The organism is Apibacter sp. B3935 (genome assembly GCF_009827705.1).
Lineage (GTDB): Bacteria > Bacteroidota > Bacteroidia > Flavobacteriales > Weeksellaceae > Apibacter.
The window spans coordinates 170,890-187,492 of sequence record NZ_WINL01000001.1 but is presented as its reverse complement, the minus strand read 5'-3'; the positions used below and the strand labels follow the sequence as shown (position 1 = coordinate 187,492).

17 protein-coding genes are annotated in these 16,603 nt (G+C 31.9%); 2 read left to right on the top strand and 15 right to left on the bottom strand.

Translation table 11 applies throughout. The features are described 5' to 3' along the window. Window positions 1–1,707, top strand: a complete 1,707-nt coding sequence (locus GFV00_RS00805; protein ID WP_160556703.1) for a phospho-sugar mutase — start codon at window positions 1–3, stop codon at window positions 1,705–1,707. 72 nt (window positions 1,708–1,779) lie between these two features. On the opposite strand, the gene cysK is transcribed toward GFV00_RS00805, so the two are convergent. The 9 genes from cysK to GFV00_RS00760 form a co-directional block, all read right to left on the bottom strand. After that, window positions 1,780–2,694 carry a cysteine synthase A gene (gene cysK, locus GFV00_RS00800; RefSeq protein ID WP_160556704.1) on the bottom strand — a complete coding sequence of 305 codons (915 nt, stop codon included), beginning with the start codon at window positions 2,692–2,694 and terminating at the stop codon, window positions 1,780–1,782. A gap of 38 nt (window positions 2,695–2,732) precedes the next feature. Next, the gene (gene epsC / locus GFV00_RS00795) at window positions 2,733–3,554 is read right to left on the bottom strand and encodes a serine O-acetyltransferase EpsC (RefSeq protein ID WP_160543229.1); all 822 of its coding nucleotides are present in this window, start codon (window positions 3,552–3,554) and stop codon (window positions 2,733–2,735) included. Between the two features lie 321 nt (window positions 3,555–3,875). Then, window positions 3,876–4,652, bottom strand: a complete 777-nt coding sequence (locus GFV00_RS00790) for a zinc ribbon domain-containing protein (protein WP_105298147.1) — start codon at window positions 4,650–4,652, stop codon at window positions 3,876–3,878. A gap of 310 nt (window positions 4,653–4,962) precedes the next feature. Beyond that, window positions 4,963–6,063, bottom strand: coding sequence for a Nif3-like dinuclear metal center hexameric protein (locus GFV00_RS00785; protein ID WP_160556705.1), 1,101 nt, complete (start codon window positions 6,061–6,063; stop codon window positions 4,963–4,965). Between the two features lie 124 nt (window positions 6,064–6,187). Continuing rightward, entirely contained in the window at window positions 6,188–6,652 is a 465-nt protein-coding gene (gene rplI / locus GFV00_RS00780; RefSeq protein WP_160556706.1) for a 50S ribosomal protein L9, read from the bottom strand. A gap of 20 nt (window positions 6,653–6,672) precedes the next feature. Continuing rightward, on the bottom strand, window positions 6,673–6,978 hold the full coding sequence (rpsR, locus tag GFV00_RS00775; protein ID WP_055425972.1) for a 30S ribosomal protein S18: 306 nt from the start codon (window positions 6,976–6,978) through the stop codon (window positions 6,673–6,675). Window positions 6,979–6,981: 3 nt separating this feature from the next. Then, window positions 6,982–7,323: a 30S ribosomal protein S6 gene (gene rpsF / locus GFV00_RS00770; RefSeq protein ID WP_105297735.1), complete on the bottom strand. Its 342-nt coding sequence runs from the start codon at window positions 7,321–7,323 to the stop codon at window positions 6,982–6,984. A 171-nt stretch (window positions 7,324–7,494) separates the two neighbouring features. Continuing rightward, window positions 7,495–8,544 carry a 3-dehydroquinate synthase gene (gene aroB / locus GFV00_RS00765; RefSeq protein ID WP_160556707.1) on the bottom strand — a complete coding sequence of 350 codons (1,050 nt, stop codon included), beginning with the start codon at window positions 8,542–8,544 and terminating at the stop codon, window positions 7,495–7,497. 33 nt (window positions 8,545–8,577) lie between these two features. Then, a complete protein-coding gene (locus GFV00_RS00760) occupies window positions 8,578–9,282 on the bottom strand; it encodes a zinc metallopeptidase (RefSeq protein WP_160556708.1) in 705 nt (234 codons plus the stop codon). A 126-nt stretch (window positions 9,283–9,408) separates the two neighbouring features. On the opposite strand from GFV00_RS00760, the gene GFV00_RS00755 reads away from it, so the two are divergent. Further along, entirely contained in the window at window positions 9,409–10,533 is a 1,125-nt protein-coding gene (locus GFV00_RS00755) for a GNAT family N-acetyltransferase (RefSeq protein ID WP_160556709.1), read from the top strand. Window positions 10,534–10,771: 238 nt separating this feature from the next. Here GFV00_RS00755 and GFV00_RS00750 read toward each other — a convergent pair whose 3' ends face one another. From GFV00_RS00750 to GFV00_RS00725, 6 genes are all read right to left on the bottom strand, one after another. Continuing rightward, on the bottom strand, window positions 10,772–11,548 hold the full coding sequence (locus GFV00_RS00750) for a succinate dehydrogenase/fumarate reductase iron-sulfur subunit (protein ID WP_105297739.1): 777 nt from the start codon (window positions 11,546–11,548) through the stop codon (window positions 10,772–10,774). 21 nt (window positions 11,549–11,569) lie between these two features. Next, window positions 11,570–13,585, bottom strand: a complete 2,016-nt coding sequence (locus GFV00_RS00745; protein WP_160543225.1) for a fumarate reductase/succinate dehydrogenase flavoprotein subunit — start codon at window positions 13,583–13,585, stop codon at window positions 11,570–11,572. A gap of 22 nt (window positions 13,586–13,607) precedes the next feature. Then, window positions 13,608–14,294 (bottom strand): succinate dehydrogenase cytochrome b subunit, encoded by a 687-nt coding sequence (locus GFV00_RS00740; RefSeq protein WP_160543224.1) that lies wholly within the window; start codon window positions 14,292–14,294, stop codon window positions 13,608–13,610. A gap of 195 nt (window positions 14,295–14,489) precedes the next feature. Further along, window positions 14,490–15,332, bottom strand: coding sequence for an energy transducer TonB (locus GFV00_RS00735; RefSeq protein ID WP_160543223.1), 843 nt, complete (start codon window positions 15,330–15,332; stop codon window positions 14,490–14,492). A gap of 15 nt (window positions 15,333–15,347) precedes the next feature. Continuing rightward, on the bottom strand, window positions 15,348–15,884 hold the full coding sequence (locus GFV00_RS00730; RefSeq protein WP_160543222.1) for a biopolymer transporter ExbD: 537 nt from the start codon (window positions 15,882–15,884) through the stop codon (window positions 15,348–15,350). A 36-nt stretch (window positions 15,885–15,920) separates the two neighbouring features. Then, window positions 15,921–16,532 carry a biopolymer transporter ExbD gene (locus tag GFV00_RS00725; protein WP_105297743.1) on the bottom strand — a complete coding sequence of 204 codons (612 nt, stop codon included), beginning with the start codon at window positions 16,530–16,532 and terminating at the stop codon, window positions 15,921–15,923. Window positions 16,533–16,603 lie beyond the last annotated feature (71 nt).

Below are 16,603 nucleotides of genomic sequence, written 5' to 3'. Positions count from 1 at the left end.
ATGAATTCATTAGAAATTGCAAAAACATGGTTACAACCTCCTTTTGATGAAGAAACTCAAAAGGCTGTACAAAACTTAATTAATTCTAATCCAAAAGAATTGGATGATGCTTTTTATAAAAACCTCGAATTTGGAACGGGAGGAATGCGTGGAATTATGGGTATAGGTACAAATCGGTTGAATAAATATACCTATGGTCAAGCAACCCAAGGTTTGGCTAACTACCTGCATCAGCAATTTCCTGATAAAAAAATTACAGTAGCCATAGCTTTTGACGTGAGACATAACAGCGACACGTTTGCTAAATTGGTAGCTGATGTTCTTACTGCCAATGGTATATATGTTTACTTATATAAAGAATTTCGTCCCACACCGGAACTGTCCTTCACCGTGCGTAATTTAAAATGCGATGCAGGGATTGTATTGACAGCTTCTCATAATCCACCGGAATATAACGGTTATAAAGTATATTGGAATGATGGAGCTCAAATTGTTCCTCCTCATGATTCTGCTATTATAAAAGAAGTTCGTTCGGTTGATTTTGCCGATATTAAATTTGACGGTGATGATTCCAAAATTACCTATTTAGGGGAAGAAGAAGATCAAAAATTTATCCATGCCGCGGTTGAAAATACTTCCTATTTAAAAGGTAAAAAAGACTTAAAAATTGTTTATACTTCCTTACACGGAACTTCCATAAAAATATTGCCTGATGCTTTGGCCGAAGCAGGTTTTGAAAATGTATTTATTGTACCGGAACAAAAAAATCCCGATGGAGATTTTCCTACTGTAAAATCCCCAAATCCGGAAGAACCGGAAGCTTTATCGTTAGCTTTAAAATATGCCGAAGAACAAAATGCAGATATCGTATTCGGTACCGACCCCGATGCAGACCGTTTAGGAGTAGCCGTACGCGGTTTAGACGGTAAATTAGTACTTTTAAACGGGAATCAAACCAACACGGTTATTACTGATTATATTTTAGGAAAATGGAAAGAAAACGGTAAAATAGACGGTAACCAATTTATCGGTTCAACTATTGTTACTTCTGACATATTTTTTCCTTTAGCTAAATATTATGGTGTAGAATGTAAAGTAGGTTTAACCGGTTTTAAATGGATTGCCGATTTGATTAGAAAAGCTGAAGGTAAAGAAAAATTTATTTGCGGCGGTGAGGAAAGTTTCGGTTTTATGCCAAGTGACTATGTTCGTGATAAAGATTCCATTTCATCAATTTTAGTTGCTTGTGAAGCGGCTCAGGAAGCTAAAAATGAAGGTAAAACTTTATTTGATAAATTGATTGAAATATACACCAAAGTAGGATACTATTATGAAGAATTGGTTTCAATCGTTAAAAAAGGTAAAGATGGAGCAGAACAAATCGCGAAAATGATGGAAGAATTTAGAAGTAATCCTCCTAAAGAATTAGTAGGTGAAAAAATTGTTAAACTAGATGATTATCAATCTTCCACCTCTTTAAATTTGATTACGGGAGAAAAAACACCAATCGATATTCCCAAATCAAATGTATTAATTTTCTTTACAGATAAAGGAACTAAATTAGCTTGTCGACCTTCAGGAACTGAACCGAAAATTAAATTCTATTTCTCCGTGCAAGATACGTTATCTTCTAAAGATGAATTTGAAAGCAAACTGAGCCATGCTCAAAATAAAATTCAAAAGATTAAAGAATTTTTAGAAAAATAAAAAATTTAAATAAAAATTCCGATAAGTATTTATCGGAATTTTTTTTGCATTTATATTTTTGATTAAAAGGTTTTAAAATAAACCTTCAACAGAAAAATATCTTTCTCCGGTATCGTAATTGAATGTTAAAATTTTAGCATTTGAAGGAAGATTCAATTCTTGTATTTTTTTAGCAACAGCAGCCAAAGAAGCTCCGGTGGATATACCACCTAAAATTCCTTCTTTTTTAGCTAAAAGCTTTGCATAATTAAACGCTTCATCTTTTGTAATTTGTATGGAACCGTCAAGAATTTTTGTATCTAAAGTTTCCGGTATAAATCCTGCACCAATTCCTTGAATTGCATGAGGTCCCGGATTTCCTCCTGCAATAACAGGAGATTCAGTGGGTTCTACTGCAAAGATTTTTACAGAAGGAAATTTTTGTTTTAATACTTCGCCTACTCCGGTAATATGTCCTCCTGTTCCCACTCCGGTAATTAGAACATCTATTCCATCCGGAAAATCCTGAACAATTTCTTTAGCGGTTGTATGTGCATGTATTTTAGGATTGGCTTGATTTTTAAATTGCTGAGGAACAAATGAATTTGGAGTATTTTTTTGTAACTCTTCCGCTTTTTCAATAGCTCCTTTCATTCCTTTTTCTCTGGGAGTCAATACCAATTCAGCACCATAAGCGGCTGCAAGTCTTCTGCGTTCAATAGACATGGATTCCGGCATAACTAATATAACCTTATACCCTTTAACCGTTCCAACCCATGCTAATCCCACTCCTGTATTTCCCGAAGTCGGTTCTATAATGGTTCCACCGGGTTTAAGAATTCCTCTTTTTTCAGCATCTTCTATCATTGCTAAAGCAATTCTGTCCTTGATACTCCCTCCGGGGTTTTGTTTTTCTAGTTTAATGTATACTTCATGATCGGGAAATATTTTGGGTAATCTCACATGGGGAGTATTTCCTATGGCTTCTAAAATACTATTTATTTTCATGACGATTTGCTTTTGAAATTTTATGGTTATTATAAGTTTTAAATTACATAATTAATAGGTTCTTTGAAATCCTTCACGGTTTTAATTTTCATTTCTGAAGAATAATACACCAATGTGTAAGGAAGTATGGATTTTGTTATCCATACATTACCTCCAATAATTGAATCATGGCCTATAACTGTATCTCCTCCTAAAATGGTAGCTCCTGCATAAATCACAACATTATCTTCAACGGTAGGATGTCTTTTAACTTTAGACAGATTCTTGGTTACATACAAAGCTCCTAAAGTTACTCCTTGATATATTTTAACATTGTTTCCGATAATGGTTGTTTCTCCAATGACTGTTCCCGTACCGTGATCTAAAAAAAAACTCTCTCCTATTTGTGCTCCGGGATGTATATCTATACCTACTTTTGCATGTGCATATTCAGAAAAAATACGAGGTATTATAGGAACCTCCAACCTATGAAATTCATGGGCAATACGATAAGCTGCCAACGCAAAAAAACCGGGATATGCCAATACGACTTCTTCCAATGAATCTGCTGCGGGATCATTCTTATAAAAGGCATTTGCATCCTTATATAATGCTTCCTGAATCGAAGGAATTTTATCAAAAAAAGTATTTACTATTGATTCTGCGGCCTTAGTATTGATAATTTTGGAAATATTTTCCAATAAGATATTATAAACGGATGTAAGTTCTTGCTCTATTTTACGTCGATTTTTTCTCTCACAGACCGGAAACATTTTGGAAAATAGTATTTTTACTACCTGCTCTAATTCTTTTTTATTTATAGGTAAACAGATTGGATGAAGTTCTAATCGATCAATAAGTTCATTTATTTTCTTTTTCATGACTATTTTTGGATTATAGTTGATTTATGAAAGAGAATCTTAAATAAATCTTTGCTATCCTATTATTGCGATAAACAAATCTATAAAAATATTTTAAAACCTATTTTATTTTTTTTATAATATTTAATTATTGTCAAATAGTAGACCAATATATTTTATAAATAAAATATAAAATAAGATTTAATGTATAAATATTTACTATTTTATGTTTAAATATTATTTTCTTTACATTTTAATCTCTTTCAATTAAAACTTTATCTAAAATAAAAAAAGGCCTATTTCAATTGAAATAGGCCTTTTTATTTAAAAGATATTGGTATCTTATTTTAATAAGTCTTTCATTTTTTGTTGTTCTTCTCCTGCTAAATATTCATCTACAAGAATCTTTCCGCTGTGTTCATCCAAAATAATTTTTTTTCTGGAAGCAATTTCAACTTGTTTTTGAGGAGGAACGGTAAAGAATGATCCTACCACAGCACCACGATCAATGCTGGTTATAGCTAAACCGTTTTTAGAACTTTTTCTAATACGACGATAGCTATTTAATAATCTTTCGTCAATTTTAGAAGCAAATTCTTCCGATTTTTCCAATAAGAAATTTTCTTCTTTTTCAGTTTCTTTTATCAAATTGGACAATTCGGAATTTTTAAATTTAAGATGTTCTTGGAAATTAGATAATTTGGTACGTTGTTCTTCTATCTGAGTTTTTTTAAACTCAATTTTAGCATTGATTTCTTTTATTTTTTTATTTTGTAATTGAATTTCCAATTCTTGATACTCAATTTCTTTTGTTAATGCTTCAAATTCACGATTGTTACGTACATTATCTTGCTGTACTTTATATTTTTTTATTTGAGCTTCTGAATTTTTGTTTAATTCATTTTTTACTTTAATCTCATTATTCAGATGAACTACTTCATCTTCCATTTTCCCTATTCGTTTCTCCAATCCGGCTATATCGTTTTCTAAATCTTCCACTTCAATAGGTAATTCTCCTCTTAAGTTTCTCAATTCATCCAGGCGGGAATCTATGATTTGTAAATCATATAATGCTCTCAACTTTTCTTCAACAGTAGTATTATCTGCTTTTTTCTTTATCATAGGGTTGATTATAATTATTTTTGGAATTTATGTTTTTATATCTTATTAAAGTTTACAAAGTTACTAAATTTTATAATATGTTTCAATAGCATGAGGTATTTGCTTAACGAACATTCATTGGTTAGTTAAATTATTAATTTATTATTTAATATAGTTTCTTTATATTAAAAATATGCTTAAGGAAAAAAATTAGTCTTTTAGCATCTATTATTTACAATATAGTTGATTAATCTTGTAATATCATATTTTATGATAGATCTAAATTAATTGTCATAATTTTATAAAAAGGAGTTTTAAAACTCAACTATTATTTAAAGTAATAGTTTATCGGATTTGTATTTATTTCAGAGAGTAAAATATCGATATTATTTAATTTTTCACGTAAATAATTATGCAATAAATTTTTAGTGAACTGCTCGCTTTCATAATGTCCGATATCTGCCAGAAGAATTTTTCCTTCTGCTTGGAAAAATTCATGATATTTTATATCTGCCGTCACAAAAACATCTGCTCCGGCATTTAACGCGTTTTTTATTGCAAAGCTACCTGCTCCCCCTAGAACTGCTACCTTTTTGACTTGTTTATTTTTTAAATTGGTATGGCGAATACATGAGGTAGGCAAATTTTCTTTAAGATATGATAAGAATTGTTCTTGAGATAATGAGGTTTCCAATTCTCCTATTCTACCCATACCTAATTCTTGATTTACATTATCTAAAGTGAAAATTTCATAAGCAATTTCTTCGTAAGGATGAGATCTTCGTAATGCTTCTAAAACGGTTGCTTGTTTAAAATCCTCAAATATTACACTAATCAATACCTCTTGTACTTCTTCAATTACGTTTTTTTTGCCAATAAAAGGATTAGAATTTTCTGTTGGTAAAAATGTGCCGGTTCCTTCAACTCTAAAACTGCAATTTTTATAATTCCCTACTTCTCCTGCCCCGGCTTTAAATAATGCATGTTGTACTTGGGTAAAATGCGTCAAAGGAACAAATGTTTGCAGCTTTTTAATGCTTCTAATTTTAGGAATTAACGGTTTACTGTTTTTAATATGCAAACGCTTACATATTTCATAATTAACACCTTCTTTAGCTATATCTAAATTCGTATGAATGGCATAGATTGCTATATCATTTTTGATGGCTTTAATAACTGCTTTTTCAACGTAATTTTTACCGGTAATTGATTTCATACCCGAAAAAATTATGGGATGAAAGGTAACAATCATATTGCAATTTTTTTGAATTGCTTCGTCTACTACTTCATCTAAACAATCCAGGGTTATTAAAATGCTTGATATTTCAGCTTGAAGGTCTCCAACTAATAAACCAACATTATCAAAGTTTTCTGCATTGGACTCAGGCGCCAGTTGTTTTAAAAGTTCTGCAACATCTGCTACTTTCATATTTTAAATAATTTTTCTTATCAAAGATAAGATAAGAAATAAAATAAGCCAAGAATTTAAGCAATAAAAAAACTGTCAGTTAAACTGACAGTTTTTTGTATTGTATTTACTTTTTACAAGTATATTATTCTTCTGCAGCAATTCCATCGGAAACTACATCAAAGGAATAGTCATATTCAACGGTTCTGTGTAAACGAATTTTTGCTGTATATTTTCCTAATCTTTTAATAGTATTTCCAGGAATTTTAATGTATTTTTTATCTACATTAACTCCGGCTTTTGCTAATGCTTCTGCTAGGTCTGAATTGTTAATAGAACCGAACAATTTATCGCCGGCACCTACTTTTGCAGGAATAGAAACTACTACTTCTTTTAATTTTGCAACGATATCGTTAGCTGCTTTAACTTGAGCTGCTTCTTCTGCTTCTCTTTCTTTTAAAGTAGCTTCTAATGCTGCTTTATTTTTAGGAGTTGCTAATAAAGCAAATCCTTTTGGTATTAAAAAGTTACGAGCATAACCCGGTTTTACGCTAACCACGTCAAACTCTAGTCCTAAATTTTCAACGTCTTGTTTAAGAATTACTTCCATGATCTCTTTTTTTCTTTAAATTAAGGTTTTAATTGATCTCCAACATATGGCAATAATGCTAAATGTCTTGCTCTTTTAATTGCTTGAGATACTTTTCTTTGAAATTTTAAAGATGTTCCGGTAAGTCTTCTTGGAAGGATTTTACCTTGCTCATTTACAAATTTCAATAAGAAATCAGGATCTTTATAATCAACGTATTTTATACCGTATTTTTTAAAACGGCAATATTTTTTTTCTGTCTTAGTCTCAATATCTAATTGACTTAAGAATTTTACTTCACTGACATTTCCTCCTGCTGCCTGTTTTGCTAATTCATCAATTGCCATGTCTTATTTTTTTAATGATTTAACTTTTTCTTCTCTTTTTCTAGCCCATTCTACCCCGTGCTTGTCTAATTTCACAGTTAAGAATCTTAATACTCTTTCATCTCTCTTGAATGCTAATTCTAATGTATTAACAATTTCTCCGGGAGCTTGAAACTCAATCAGATTGTAAAATCCATTTCTTTTAAGTTGAATTGGATATGCTAATTTTTTTAATCCCCAGTTTTCCTGGTTTACAATAGTTGCATTGTTTTCTTTGAGTAAAGCCTCAAATGATTTAACTGCTTCCTCTACCTGAGAATCAGACAGAACGGGAGTTAAAATGAAAACAGTTTCGTAATGATTCATAGATCAAAATTTTTTTAATTATTTTTTTCGAAGTGCAAATATATAGATTTTTATTGGTTTTGCAAAATGAAATCTACATATACATATATAGATTGATTGAAAAAAATGATACCTATTAGAGTTAGCTAATTATATTTTCTCAAATGGTTAATTAAACCATATTCAACCTTCTTACTCTATATATAAATAAATTGCCTCTTTAATATGTTCTTTTTCCACAGAAATATCATAAACTGCTTGTCCTATTTTTTCCAACAAAACAAATTTAATTTCCCGGTTCACATTTTTTTTATCGTTTTGCATGAATGAAAAAATATCATCAAAATAGTCTTTCTTCAGAATTAATTTAGGATACAAGGAGGAAATATATAGATTAATCTCTTCATATTCGGGATAAGAAAGAAAGCCTTTTTTCATGGAAATATAACTTTCTACAATCATTCCCATGGCTACCCCTTCTCCATGCAAAATAGGGGTGTTATTTTCTAAAAAGAAACTTTCTACTGCATGACCTACGGTATGACCAAAATTTAATATTTTCCTTAATCCTGATTCGGTAAAATCATTTGAAACTACTTTCTTTTTAATTTCAATACTGGTTTTTATCAATGGTTCTAAATAATTCGGATTTCGATCATCTAAACGAATTATTTCTTCCCAGTATTTTTTATCTGCAATTAGTCCGTGCTTAATAATTTCTGCAAAACCGCTTAAAATTTGCTCGGTAGGAAGCGTAGTAAGGAAACCAACATCTACGTGGACTAATTGAGGTAAAACAAAGTTACCTATTTGATTTTTATGACTGCCTAAATCAACGCCCGTTTTTCCTCCAATGGAAGCATCCACCATTGCTAAAAGTGTGGTTGGAATATTTATGAAAGGAATTCCTCTCTTGTAACAGTTTGCTACAAATCCTCCCATATCCGTAAGTACTCCCCCTCCAACATTTATCAGTAAGGCTCTTCTATCTATTTTGAGTTCTGTTAAAGCTTCCCATAAATTTATACATATATATAAATTTTTATTATGTTCTCCTGAATCAATTTCCAAAATTTCAATTTCAGCAGAACTTTCAATTTCAGTAATAATTTTCGGGTAGCATAGCTCATGCGTATTTTCATCCACCAAAAAAACTATTTTGGAAGGATGATAACTTTGGATATACTTATTGATTTCTTTGATTCCTTCAACTCCGTAATATATAGGATTTATAAAATTCATAACTCGTTATGATTGGCTTATTAGTTAGATTAGTTAGTCATTTCTTCGATTATTTCCTAAAAATATCATGACGAAATAAATTAATTGAGCTAAAGACCCAACAGCTGATACTAAATAAGTTCTTGCTGCCCATTTCAAAGCATCTTTACATTCATCATATTCACCGGGTTGAACGACATGATTATTTTCTAACCATTTCAATGCTCTGTTACTGGCATCATATTCTACCGGTAAGGTGATAAATGCAAAAAGGGTAGTTATGGCAAATAAGCCAATCCCTATTCCTAATATAAGCGTATTTCCGGAAAATGCCATAATAGCTAACCCTGCTAATAACACCCATTGTAGAAATTTAGAACTAATACTTACTATGGGAACTAATTGGGAACGTAATTGTAACATGGAATATCCAACGGCATGCTGTACGGCATGTCCGCATTCATGAGCAGCAACCGCTGCTGCGGCTGTAGACCGCTGGTTATAAACGCCTTCAGATAAATTGACGGTTTTATTTACCGGATTGTAATGATCTGTTAACATTCCGGGAGTTGATGTAACTTTAACATCGGTTATTCCATTATCTCGTAACATCTTTTCTGCAATTTCTTTTCCGCTCAATCCATTAGATAACCTTGTTTTGGAGTATTTTTCAAATTTTGATTTTAATTGTCCTTGGACAATCGTACTTACTATGAAAATAATTGCTGTTATTAATAAATAAATGGGATCGTTTACCATATTTGTTTAAATTCTTTATAGACTTATTATTCTTGTAAATTTTAAAATTAATTTATACTAAGTATATTTGCTAAAATTATAACTTTTTAGTTGTAAAACCAAAAAGACTTGTAAATCTAACAGTACATGAACAAAATTAGTATTAACGAGGTTATCACGAAATCAGATTTAAAAAATTTTGTAACATTTCCAACTAAACTCTATAAGAATAATCCTTATTATGTACCGGCGCTAATTTCTGAAGAAATGGCAATTTTCGACGAAACTAAAAATCCTGTTTTTGAATTTTCAACATGTAAAAAATTTCTTGCCTACAGGGATAATGAAATCGTTGGAAGAATTGCTTTGATTATCAATAAAAATGAGGAAAAATTTTCCGGTATAAAGAAACTACGATTCGGTTGGTTTGATGTTATAGATGATCTTGAAGTTACCAAAAGACTTTTAGATAAAGCTTATGAAATGGCTGAGGAAAAGGGTATTCAACGAGTTGAAGGACCGGTTGGTTTTACTAATCTTGATAAGGCGGGATTTTTAAGTAAAGGATATGATAAATTAGCAACTATGATTGGTATTTATAATTTTCCTTATTATCATGATCATTTTAAAAAATTAGGTTTTACTGAAGCTAATGAATGGGTTGAATTTTACATTGAAGTTGTTAAAGAATTACCGGATAAAGTTATTCGGTTCTCCGACTTATTAAAGCAAAAATATAAACTAAAATCTTTACAGTTTAAAACGAAAGATGAATTAATTGAGCGAGCGGATGAAATTTTTAAATTGTTAGAAGATACCTACAAGATTTTACCTACTTATGTTCCCTTTTCAGATAAGCAAATACAATATTATAAGGAAAAATACATTCCATTTATAAATAAGGATTATGTCATCTGTATTGCGGATGAAAGTAATAATTTAGTGGGTTTTGCCATAACCATGCCTTCCTATTCAGTAGCCTTACAAAAAGCGAAAGGGAAATTATTTCCATTCGGATGGTATCATTTACTAAGAGCTTCCAAAAATAATGAATGGGCTAATTTTTATTTGATAGGCATCCATCCCGATTATCAAAAGAAAGGAATTACTGCCATTGTTTTGAAAGAATTCTTTGATTTATTTAACAATAAAGGTGTTAAATATTTGGAAACTAATCCTGAATTAGCAGATAATAAAAGTATTCAATTGTTATGGAAGGATTATAATCCTATCAATCATAAAAGAAGGAAAACTTATTATAAGGAAATATAATATTTTGAATTCATTTGAAATTTTACCAAAGGTAATTCTGAATTATAATAATTATGAAAGATTATTAACGTTTACGGATCAATTAAGCTCGTAATATATCTTTATCTTTTTTGGGATAAATAGTTTTCGGATTATATACTGATACAAAATATTAATATAGTAGATGAGATTATAAAATAAAAAAACAGTTCGAAACGTACGCTTCGAACTGTAAATTATACTTAAAAATATTTGACAATTATTCTGCCTTAATATCATTTACAATACTGGCATGTAGAAATTCTCTGTTCATTCTGGCTATATTTTCAAGAGAAATTCCTTTAGGACACTCAACCTCACAAGCTCCTGTATTGGTACAGTTACCAAATCCTTCTTCATCCATTTTTCTAACCATATTTAATACCCTGCGGGTAGCTTCTATTTTACCTTGAGGTAATAATGCATATTGAGAAACTTTAGCAGAAACAAACAACATGGCTGATCCATTTTTACAAGTAGCCACACAAGCTCCACAACCAATGCAAGCGGCTGCAGCAAATGCTTTATCTGCTTTTTCTTTTTCAATTGGTATCGCATTAGCATCAATTGTATTTCCTGAAGTATTCACAGAAACAAATCCTCCGGCATGTTGAATTCTGTCAAATGCAGTTCTATCAACAATTAAATCTTTAATTACAGGAAAAGCTGCTGATCTCCAAGGTTCAATAACAATAGTGTCACCATCATTAAACATTCTCATGTGTAATTGACAAGTGGTTATTCCTCGATCCGGACCATGAGCCCTTCCATTTATATATAGTGAACACATTCCGCATATTCCTTCACGACAATCATGATCGAATGCAACGGGTTCTTTATCTTGTTCCACTAATTGCTCATTTAGCATATCTAACATTTCTAAAAATGAACTTTCAGTAGATACTCCTTCTAATTTATATTCTTCAAATTTTCCTTTTTGTCCCCTACCTGCTTGTTTCCAAACTTTTAGTGTTAGGTTTAATAATTTTCCTGCCATTTTTTTATTTTTATTTACAGGTTATTTATAATTTCTTGCTGCTATTTTAATGTATTTGTAATTTAGATCTTCCTTATGCAGAATTTCTTTATTTAAATCTTCACCATTATACTCCCAAACGGCTACATAAGAATATTCTTCATCATTACGCAGCGTTTCACCGTCTTCTGTTTGGTATTCAATTCGGAAATGTCCTCCGCATGATTCATTTCTATTTAATGCATCCATGGCCATTAATTGACCTAATTCTAGGAAATCTGCCACTCTACCCGCTTTTTCAAGTTCCATATTAATTGTATTATCGGAACCCGGTACTTTAACATCTCTCCAAAATTCTTTTCTGATTTCTTCTATTTCAGAGATTGCTTCTTTTAATCCTTTTTCATCCCGAGCCATACCTACTTTGTTCCACATGACACGACCTAATTTTTTATGGAAATAATCAACGGTTTTAGTTCCTTTATTGGTTAGAAAATGTTGAATTCTATCTTTGACTTGTTTTTCAGCTTCTACGAATTCCGGTAAGTCTGTTGATATCGGTCCGGTACGTATATCATCGGCCAAATAGTCAGCAATAGTATACGGCAAAACAAAATACCCATCGGCTAACCCTTGCATTAAGGCTGACGCTCCTAAGCGGTTAGCTCCATGATCAGAGAAATTAGCTTCACCCGTTACAAAACAACCCGGAATGGTACTCATTAGGTTATAATCGACCCAAATTCCTCCCATAGTATAGTGCACTGCAGGATATATTTTCATTGGAGTTTCGTATGGATTATCACCTGTAATTTTTTCATACATGGTAAATAAGTTTCCATATTTTTCTTCAACTACTTTTTTTCCTAATTTAATAATTTCTTCTTGTGATGGATTGTGAATATCCAGCTCATTTGCTTTTTCTTTACCGTATTTTACAAAAGATGAAGAAAAATCCAAATAAACTCCTTCTCCGGTAGCATTATTTTCGATTCCGTATCCTGCATCACATCGTTCTTTTGCTGCACGTGAAGCCACATCTCTTGGAACTAAATTTCCAAAAGCCGGATATCTTCTTTCCAAATAGTAATCCCTGTCTTCTTCAGCTATTTCAGTAGGTTTCAATTTTCCTGCACGTATAGCTTGTGAATCTTCAATTTTTTTAGGTACCCAAATTCGCCCGTCATTTCTTAAAGATTCTGACATTAGGGTTAATTTGGATTGTTGATCTCCATGAACCGGAATACAAGTCGGGTGAATTTGTGTAAAACAAGGATTACCAAAGGCTGCCCCTTTTTTATGTATTTTCCAAACTGCTGTTCCATTCGATCCCATCGCGTTGGTTGATAAGAAAAATACATTTCCATATCCTCCTGAACCAATAACAACCGCATGAGCAGAGTGTCTTTGTATTTCTCCGGTTACCAGATCTCTGGCTATAATTCCACGAGCTTTTCCATCAACCACAACCAGATCGAGCATTTCATGTCTATTAAACATTTGTAAACGCCCTTTACCTATTTGTCTGTTCATTGCGGAATATGCACCTAGTAATAATTGTTGTCCGGTTTGTCCTGCTGCATAAAAGGTTCTTTGTACCTGTGTACCTCCGAATGATCGGTTATCTAATAATCCTCCGTATTCTCTTGCAAAAGGTACTCCTTGTGCCACACATTGGTCTATGATTGAATTGGAAACTTCAGCTAGTCTGTATACGTTTGCTTCTCTCGCTCTGTAATCTCCTCCTTTAATTGTATCATAAAATAATCTGTAAACGCTGTCGCCATCATTTTGATAATTTTTAGCTGCATTGATCCCTCCTTGAGCTGCAATGGAGTGCGCTCGTCGCGGGGAATCTTGATAACAGAAAGCTTTTACATTATACCCCATCTCTGCTAACGATGCTGCTGCTGCACCTCCCGCTAATCCTGTACCTATTACAATTATATCTATTTTTCCTCGGTTATTGGGCGCAACCAAACGCATATGATCTTTATGATTTTTCCATTTTTCATGGATATCTCCTTCCGGTATTTTTGATTCTAATTTTATACCCATAATAGTATTTTCTTAAAATAATTTAAATTAAACCATTGCCTTTGAAGTAAAAATAAATTGCAATTGCGGCAAATCCAACTGCGATAAATATAAAATATGCTTTTCCCAGTATTTTAATAACAGGAGTATAAATTTTATGATTAAATCCAACTGACTGGAAAGAAGATGCAAATCCGTGACTTAAATGCAATCCTAAAAATATAAAAGCCAAGACGTATATTAAGGTATATACTGGACTTTTAAATAATTCTGTCACTAATAAATAATCATCTCCTACCGTACCGAATTTAATGGGAACAAAATAATTATAAAGGTGTAATAATAAAAATATTAAAATTAACAACCCTGTATAAATCATAGTTCTTGAATTAAAAGGAGTGTTTGCTGAAAACTGATTTACGGCATAACGTTCTTTTCCTCTTGCTTTTTGATTTCTGGAGGTTAATATAATACCTAAGAAGATGTGATAGATAAAGCCAAAAGCCAGTACATATTGCATGATCTGGATTAAGGGATTAGTTGCCATAAAATGTGACGCCTGATTAAAAATCACTTCTTCTTTAGGCAATAGTTTTCCTTCATTATCTGTATTACCTGCAAATAGAGTTAAATTTATTCCTAAATGCACCAGTAAAAAAATCATGAGAAAAAAGCCTGTTAAAGCCATCATAAACTTTCTTCCTATGGAGGAAGAGTAAAATCTTGTCATAATACTTTAATGTTTAATTTTGGAATACAAATTTAAAAAACGTCTAACCCTGTGTGTTATGACTTATATCACCTTTCGTTCTTTTAGAATGCATCTAAATAATTTATTTCATCCGTATATAATTGTATATAAAAACAAAAAAACTATCTCTTTCTAAAAGAGATAGTTTTACTATTATTGTAAATAATTATAAAATTATTGTGGCAATCTGAATGCTACGGGTACTCTAAAATAAGATCTTACCGGTTGATTATTTACTTTGGCCGGAGTCCACATTTTACTGGTTTTCTTAATAGCTGCAATAGCTACTTCATCTAACCCGTCACCCAATTTTTTACCGGCAACCTGAACATCGGTTACGCTACCGTCTTTTTCTACCACGAAACGTACGGTTATTTTCCCTTCAGTTCCATTATCTATTGCTCGATCTGTATATTCCATATAACGGGCAATAAATTTACTTACTTCTTTCAATCCTCCTCCTTTAAATTCGGCTTCTTGATCTACTTGAGTAAATACTTTGTTAGGATCTGCTGGAGGGATTGGCGGTGGTGGTGCCGGAGGTACATCATTTTTAGGTCCATGAGATATGGCTGCATCTGTTGTATTTTTTCCCTCTTTATCTTCTAATCCAATTGCCTTGTCTTTGGTATCTTGAACTTTAGGAACGGTTTCTTCTTTAACCACAACCTTTTTAGGTTCAGGGATAACCATTTTTACTTGAGCCACTTCATCTTGCTGTACGGGTGGTGGCGGTGGCGGTTCATCTTTAGGTTCAAAGATTTCTTCTTTTTCCTCTTCAGGAGTTTGTATATCCGTTAATTCAATATTTACCGCCTTTTGTACTTCTCCGCTGTTAGCTTGCCATCTGTTATAAAAATATAATAACAAAACGAATGCAATAAAGATAGCCGTTCCTATAATAAATGCTCTTGTCAGATATTTTCTTTCTGTATTTCTTATCCAATAGGCTCCATAGTCTTTATTTTTATGTTCAAAAACTATGTCGTCTAAGGACTTCATATTATTTTCTGCCATTCTTTTAATTTTTCGTTAGTTATTAACTTTTTCTTTATATACTGCTTTTTCTTTTGAAGAAAGCTCTTTAATTCCGTATCGATCAGAATTAGTAATTTCCATTTCATCTAATATATCCACCAAGTTCTTATAACTTGAATCATCGGTAGGTTTTATAATCACAGTGAATTTATTTTGATCTGCTTGTTTCTGAGCTCGTAATATTTCTTTACGTATTCCTTCTTTTGAATAGTCGGATTCCATCAGAGTGGAAGCATTTAAATCCTGTTGTTCCTGTTGATGCCAATATATTTTATCGTCTTTTCCTAAAATTATAGTTAACGAATTCTTTGTTTTAATTTCAGGAATATTAGAAGGGGGGATTTCAACCTTGGGTGGCATGTTTAAATGCATGATATTCGGTTTACTGAATGTGGTTGTAAACATGAAAAATGTAATTAAAAGGAAACCTAAATCACACATCGGTGCCATATCCACATTAAGGTTCATTTTTTTAGCCCTTACCTTTCCATCCCCTTTTCCACTATTACTTGTATCTACGCCTGCTGACATATTTTTCTTTTTCGTTAATGGGTTAATTTAATTACATTATTCCGGTTTACTTTCGGCTGACGTAATTAATTGAAATTTATTCATATTCTTCTCCTGTAATCTAGATAAAAGATTTTTAAATACAGGATATTGCGTATTAACATCACCTTTGATCCCTAAGTCTAATGAATCGCCATTTTTCTTAGCTATTTCTCTAGCTTCAAAAACCCAATCGGTAATTTCAGGTTTTGCACTGTCTGCAGGTATTCCCTGAACTTTTACAGATTCTCTTTGTCCTTCCGGAATATTTAAATATTGCTTAAGACCGGTTATTGATACCCCGAAATCCGTTAATTTTTTAAATTCGCTTTTTTCTCTATCCGTAAAATTGATGCCATACTTCTTTCCCATTGCATCGAGCAATTGAACTTTGTATTTTTCCTCATCCATTGAGAAATAGTATTTTCCATCTGAAGTTATAGATATTTTCATCATTCCATGATCTCTGACTTTAATTTGAGATATAGATGAAGGCGGATCAATGGTTACCGTTTCTTTAGGCTTAAATTGTGTTGTCAAGATAAAGAACGTTAACAGCAACCACGCCAAATCACTCATTGGCGTCATATCTATGTGTATCCCGTGTCTTTTTGGTTTAACTCTTGCCATATTATTTTTTAAGTTTTTAAAATAATTTTTAATCTTATCTTTTTAATTTTCTTTACTCTTTAAAGAAAATT

Bases quoted from the DNA above. Each gene is read 5' to 3' on its own strand.
- GFV00_RS00805 (WP_160556703.1), top strand. From the start codon at position 1: ATGAATTCATTAGAAATTGCAAAAACATGGTTACAACCTCCTTTTGAT.
- cysK (WP_160556704.1), bottom strand. From the start codon at position 2,694: ATGAAAATAAATAGTATTTTAGAAGCCATAGGAAATACTCCCCATGTG.
- epsC (WP_160543229.1), bottom strand. From the start codon at position 3,554: ATGAAAAAGAAAATAAATGAACTTATTGATCGATTAGAACTTCATCCA.
- GFV00_RS00785 (WP_160556705.1), bottom strand. From the start codon at position 6,063: ATGAAAGTAGCAGATGTTGCAGAACTTTTAAAACAACTGGCGCCTGAG.
- rplI (WP_160556706.1), bottom strand. From the start codon at position 6,652: ATGGAAGTAATTCTTAAACAAGACGTTGAAAATTTAGGACTAGAGTTT.
- rpsR (WP_055425972.1), bottom strand. From the start codon at position 6,978: ATGGCAATTGATGAATTAGCAAAACAGGCAGCAGGAGGAAATGTCAGT.
- rpsF (WP_105297735.1), bottom strand. From the start codon at position 7,323: ATGAATCATTACGAAACTGTTTTCATTTTAACTCCCGTTCTGTCTGAT.
- aroB (WP_160556707.1), bottom strand. From the start codon at position 8,544: ATGAATTTTATAAATCCTATATATTACGGAGTTGAAGGAATCAAAGAA.
- GFV00_RS00760 (WP_160556708.1), bottom strand. From the start codon at position 9,282: ATGGTAAACGATCCCATTTATTTATTAATAACAGCAATTATTTTCATA.
- GFV00_RS00755 (WP_160556709.1), top strand. From the start codon at position 9,409: ATGAACAAAATTAGTATTAACGAGGTTATCACGAAATCAGATTTAAAA.
- GFV00_RS00750 (WP_105297739.1), bottom strand. From the start codon at position 11,548: ATGGCAGGAAAATTATTAAACCTAACACTAAAAGTTTGGAAACAAGCA.
- GFV00_RS00745 (WP_160543225.1), bottom strand. From the start codon at position 13,585: ATGGGTATAAAATTAGAATCAAAAATACCGGAAGGAGATATCCATGAA.
- GFV00_RS00740 (WP_160543224.1), bottom strand. From the start codon at position 14,294: ATGACAAGATTTTACTCTTCCTCCATAGGAAGAAAGTTTATGATGGCT.
- GFV00_RS00735 (WP_160543223.1), bottom strand. From the start codon at position 15,332: ATGGCAGAAAATAATATGAAGTCCTTAGACGACATAGTTTTTGAACAT.
- GFV00_RS00730 (WP_160543222.1), bottom strand. From the start codon at position 15,884: ATGTCAGCAGGCGTAGATACAAGTAATAGTGGAAAAGGGGATGGAAAG.
- GFV00_RS00725 (WP_105297743.1), bottom strand. From the start codon at position 16,532: ATGGCAAGAGTTAAACCAAAAAGACACGGGATACACATAGATATGACG.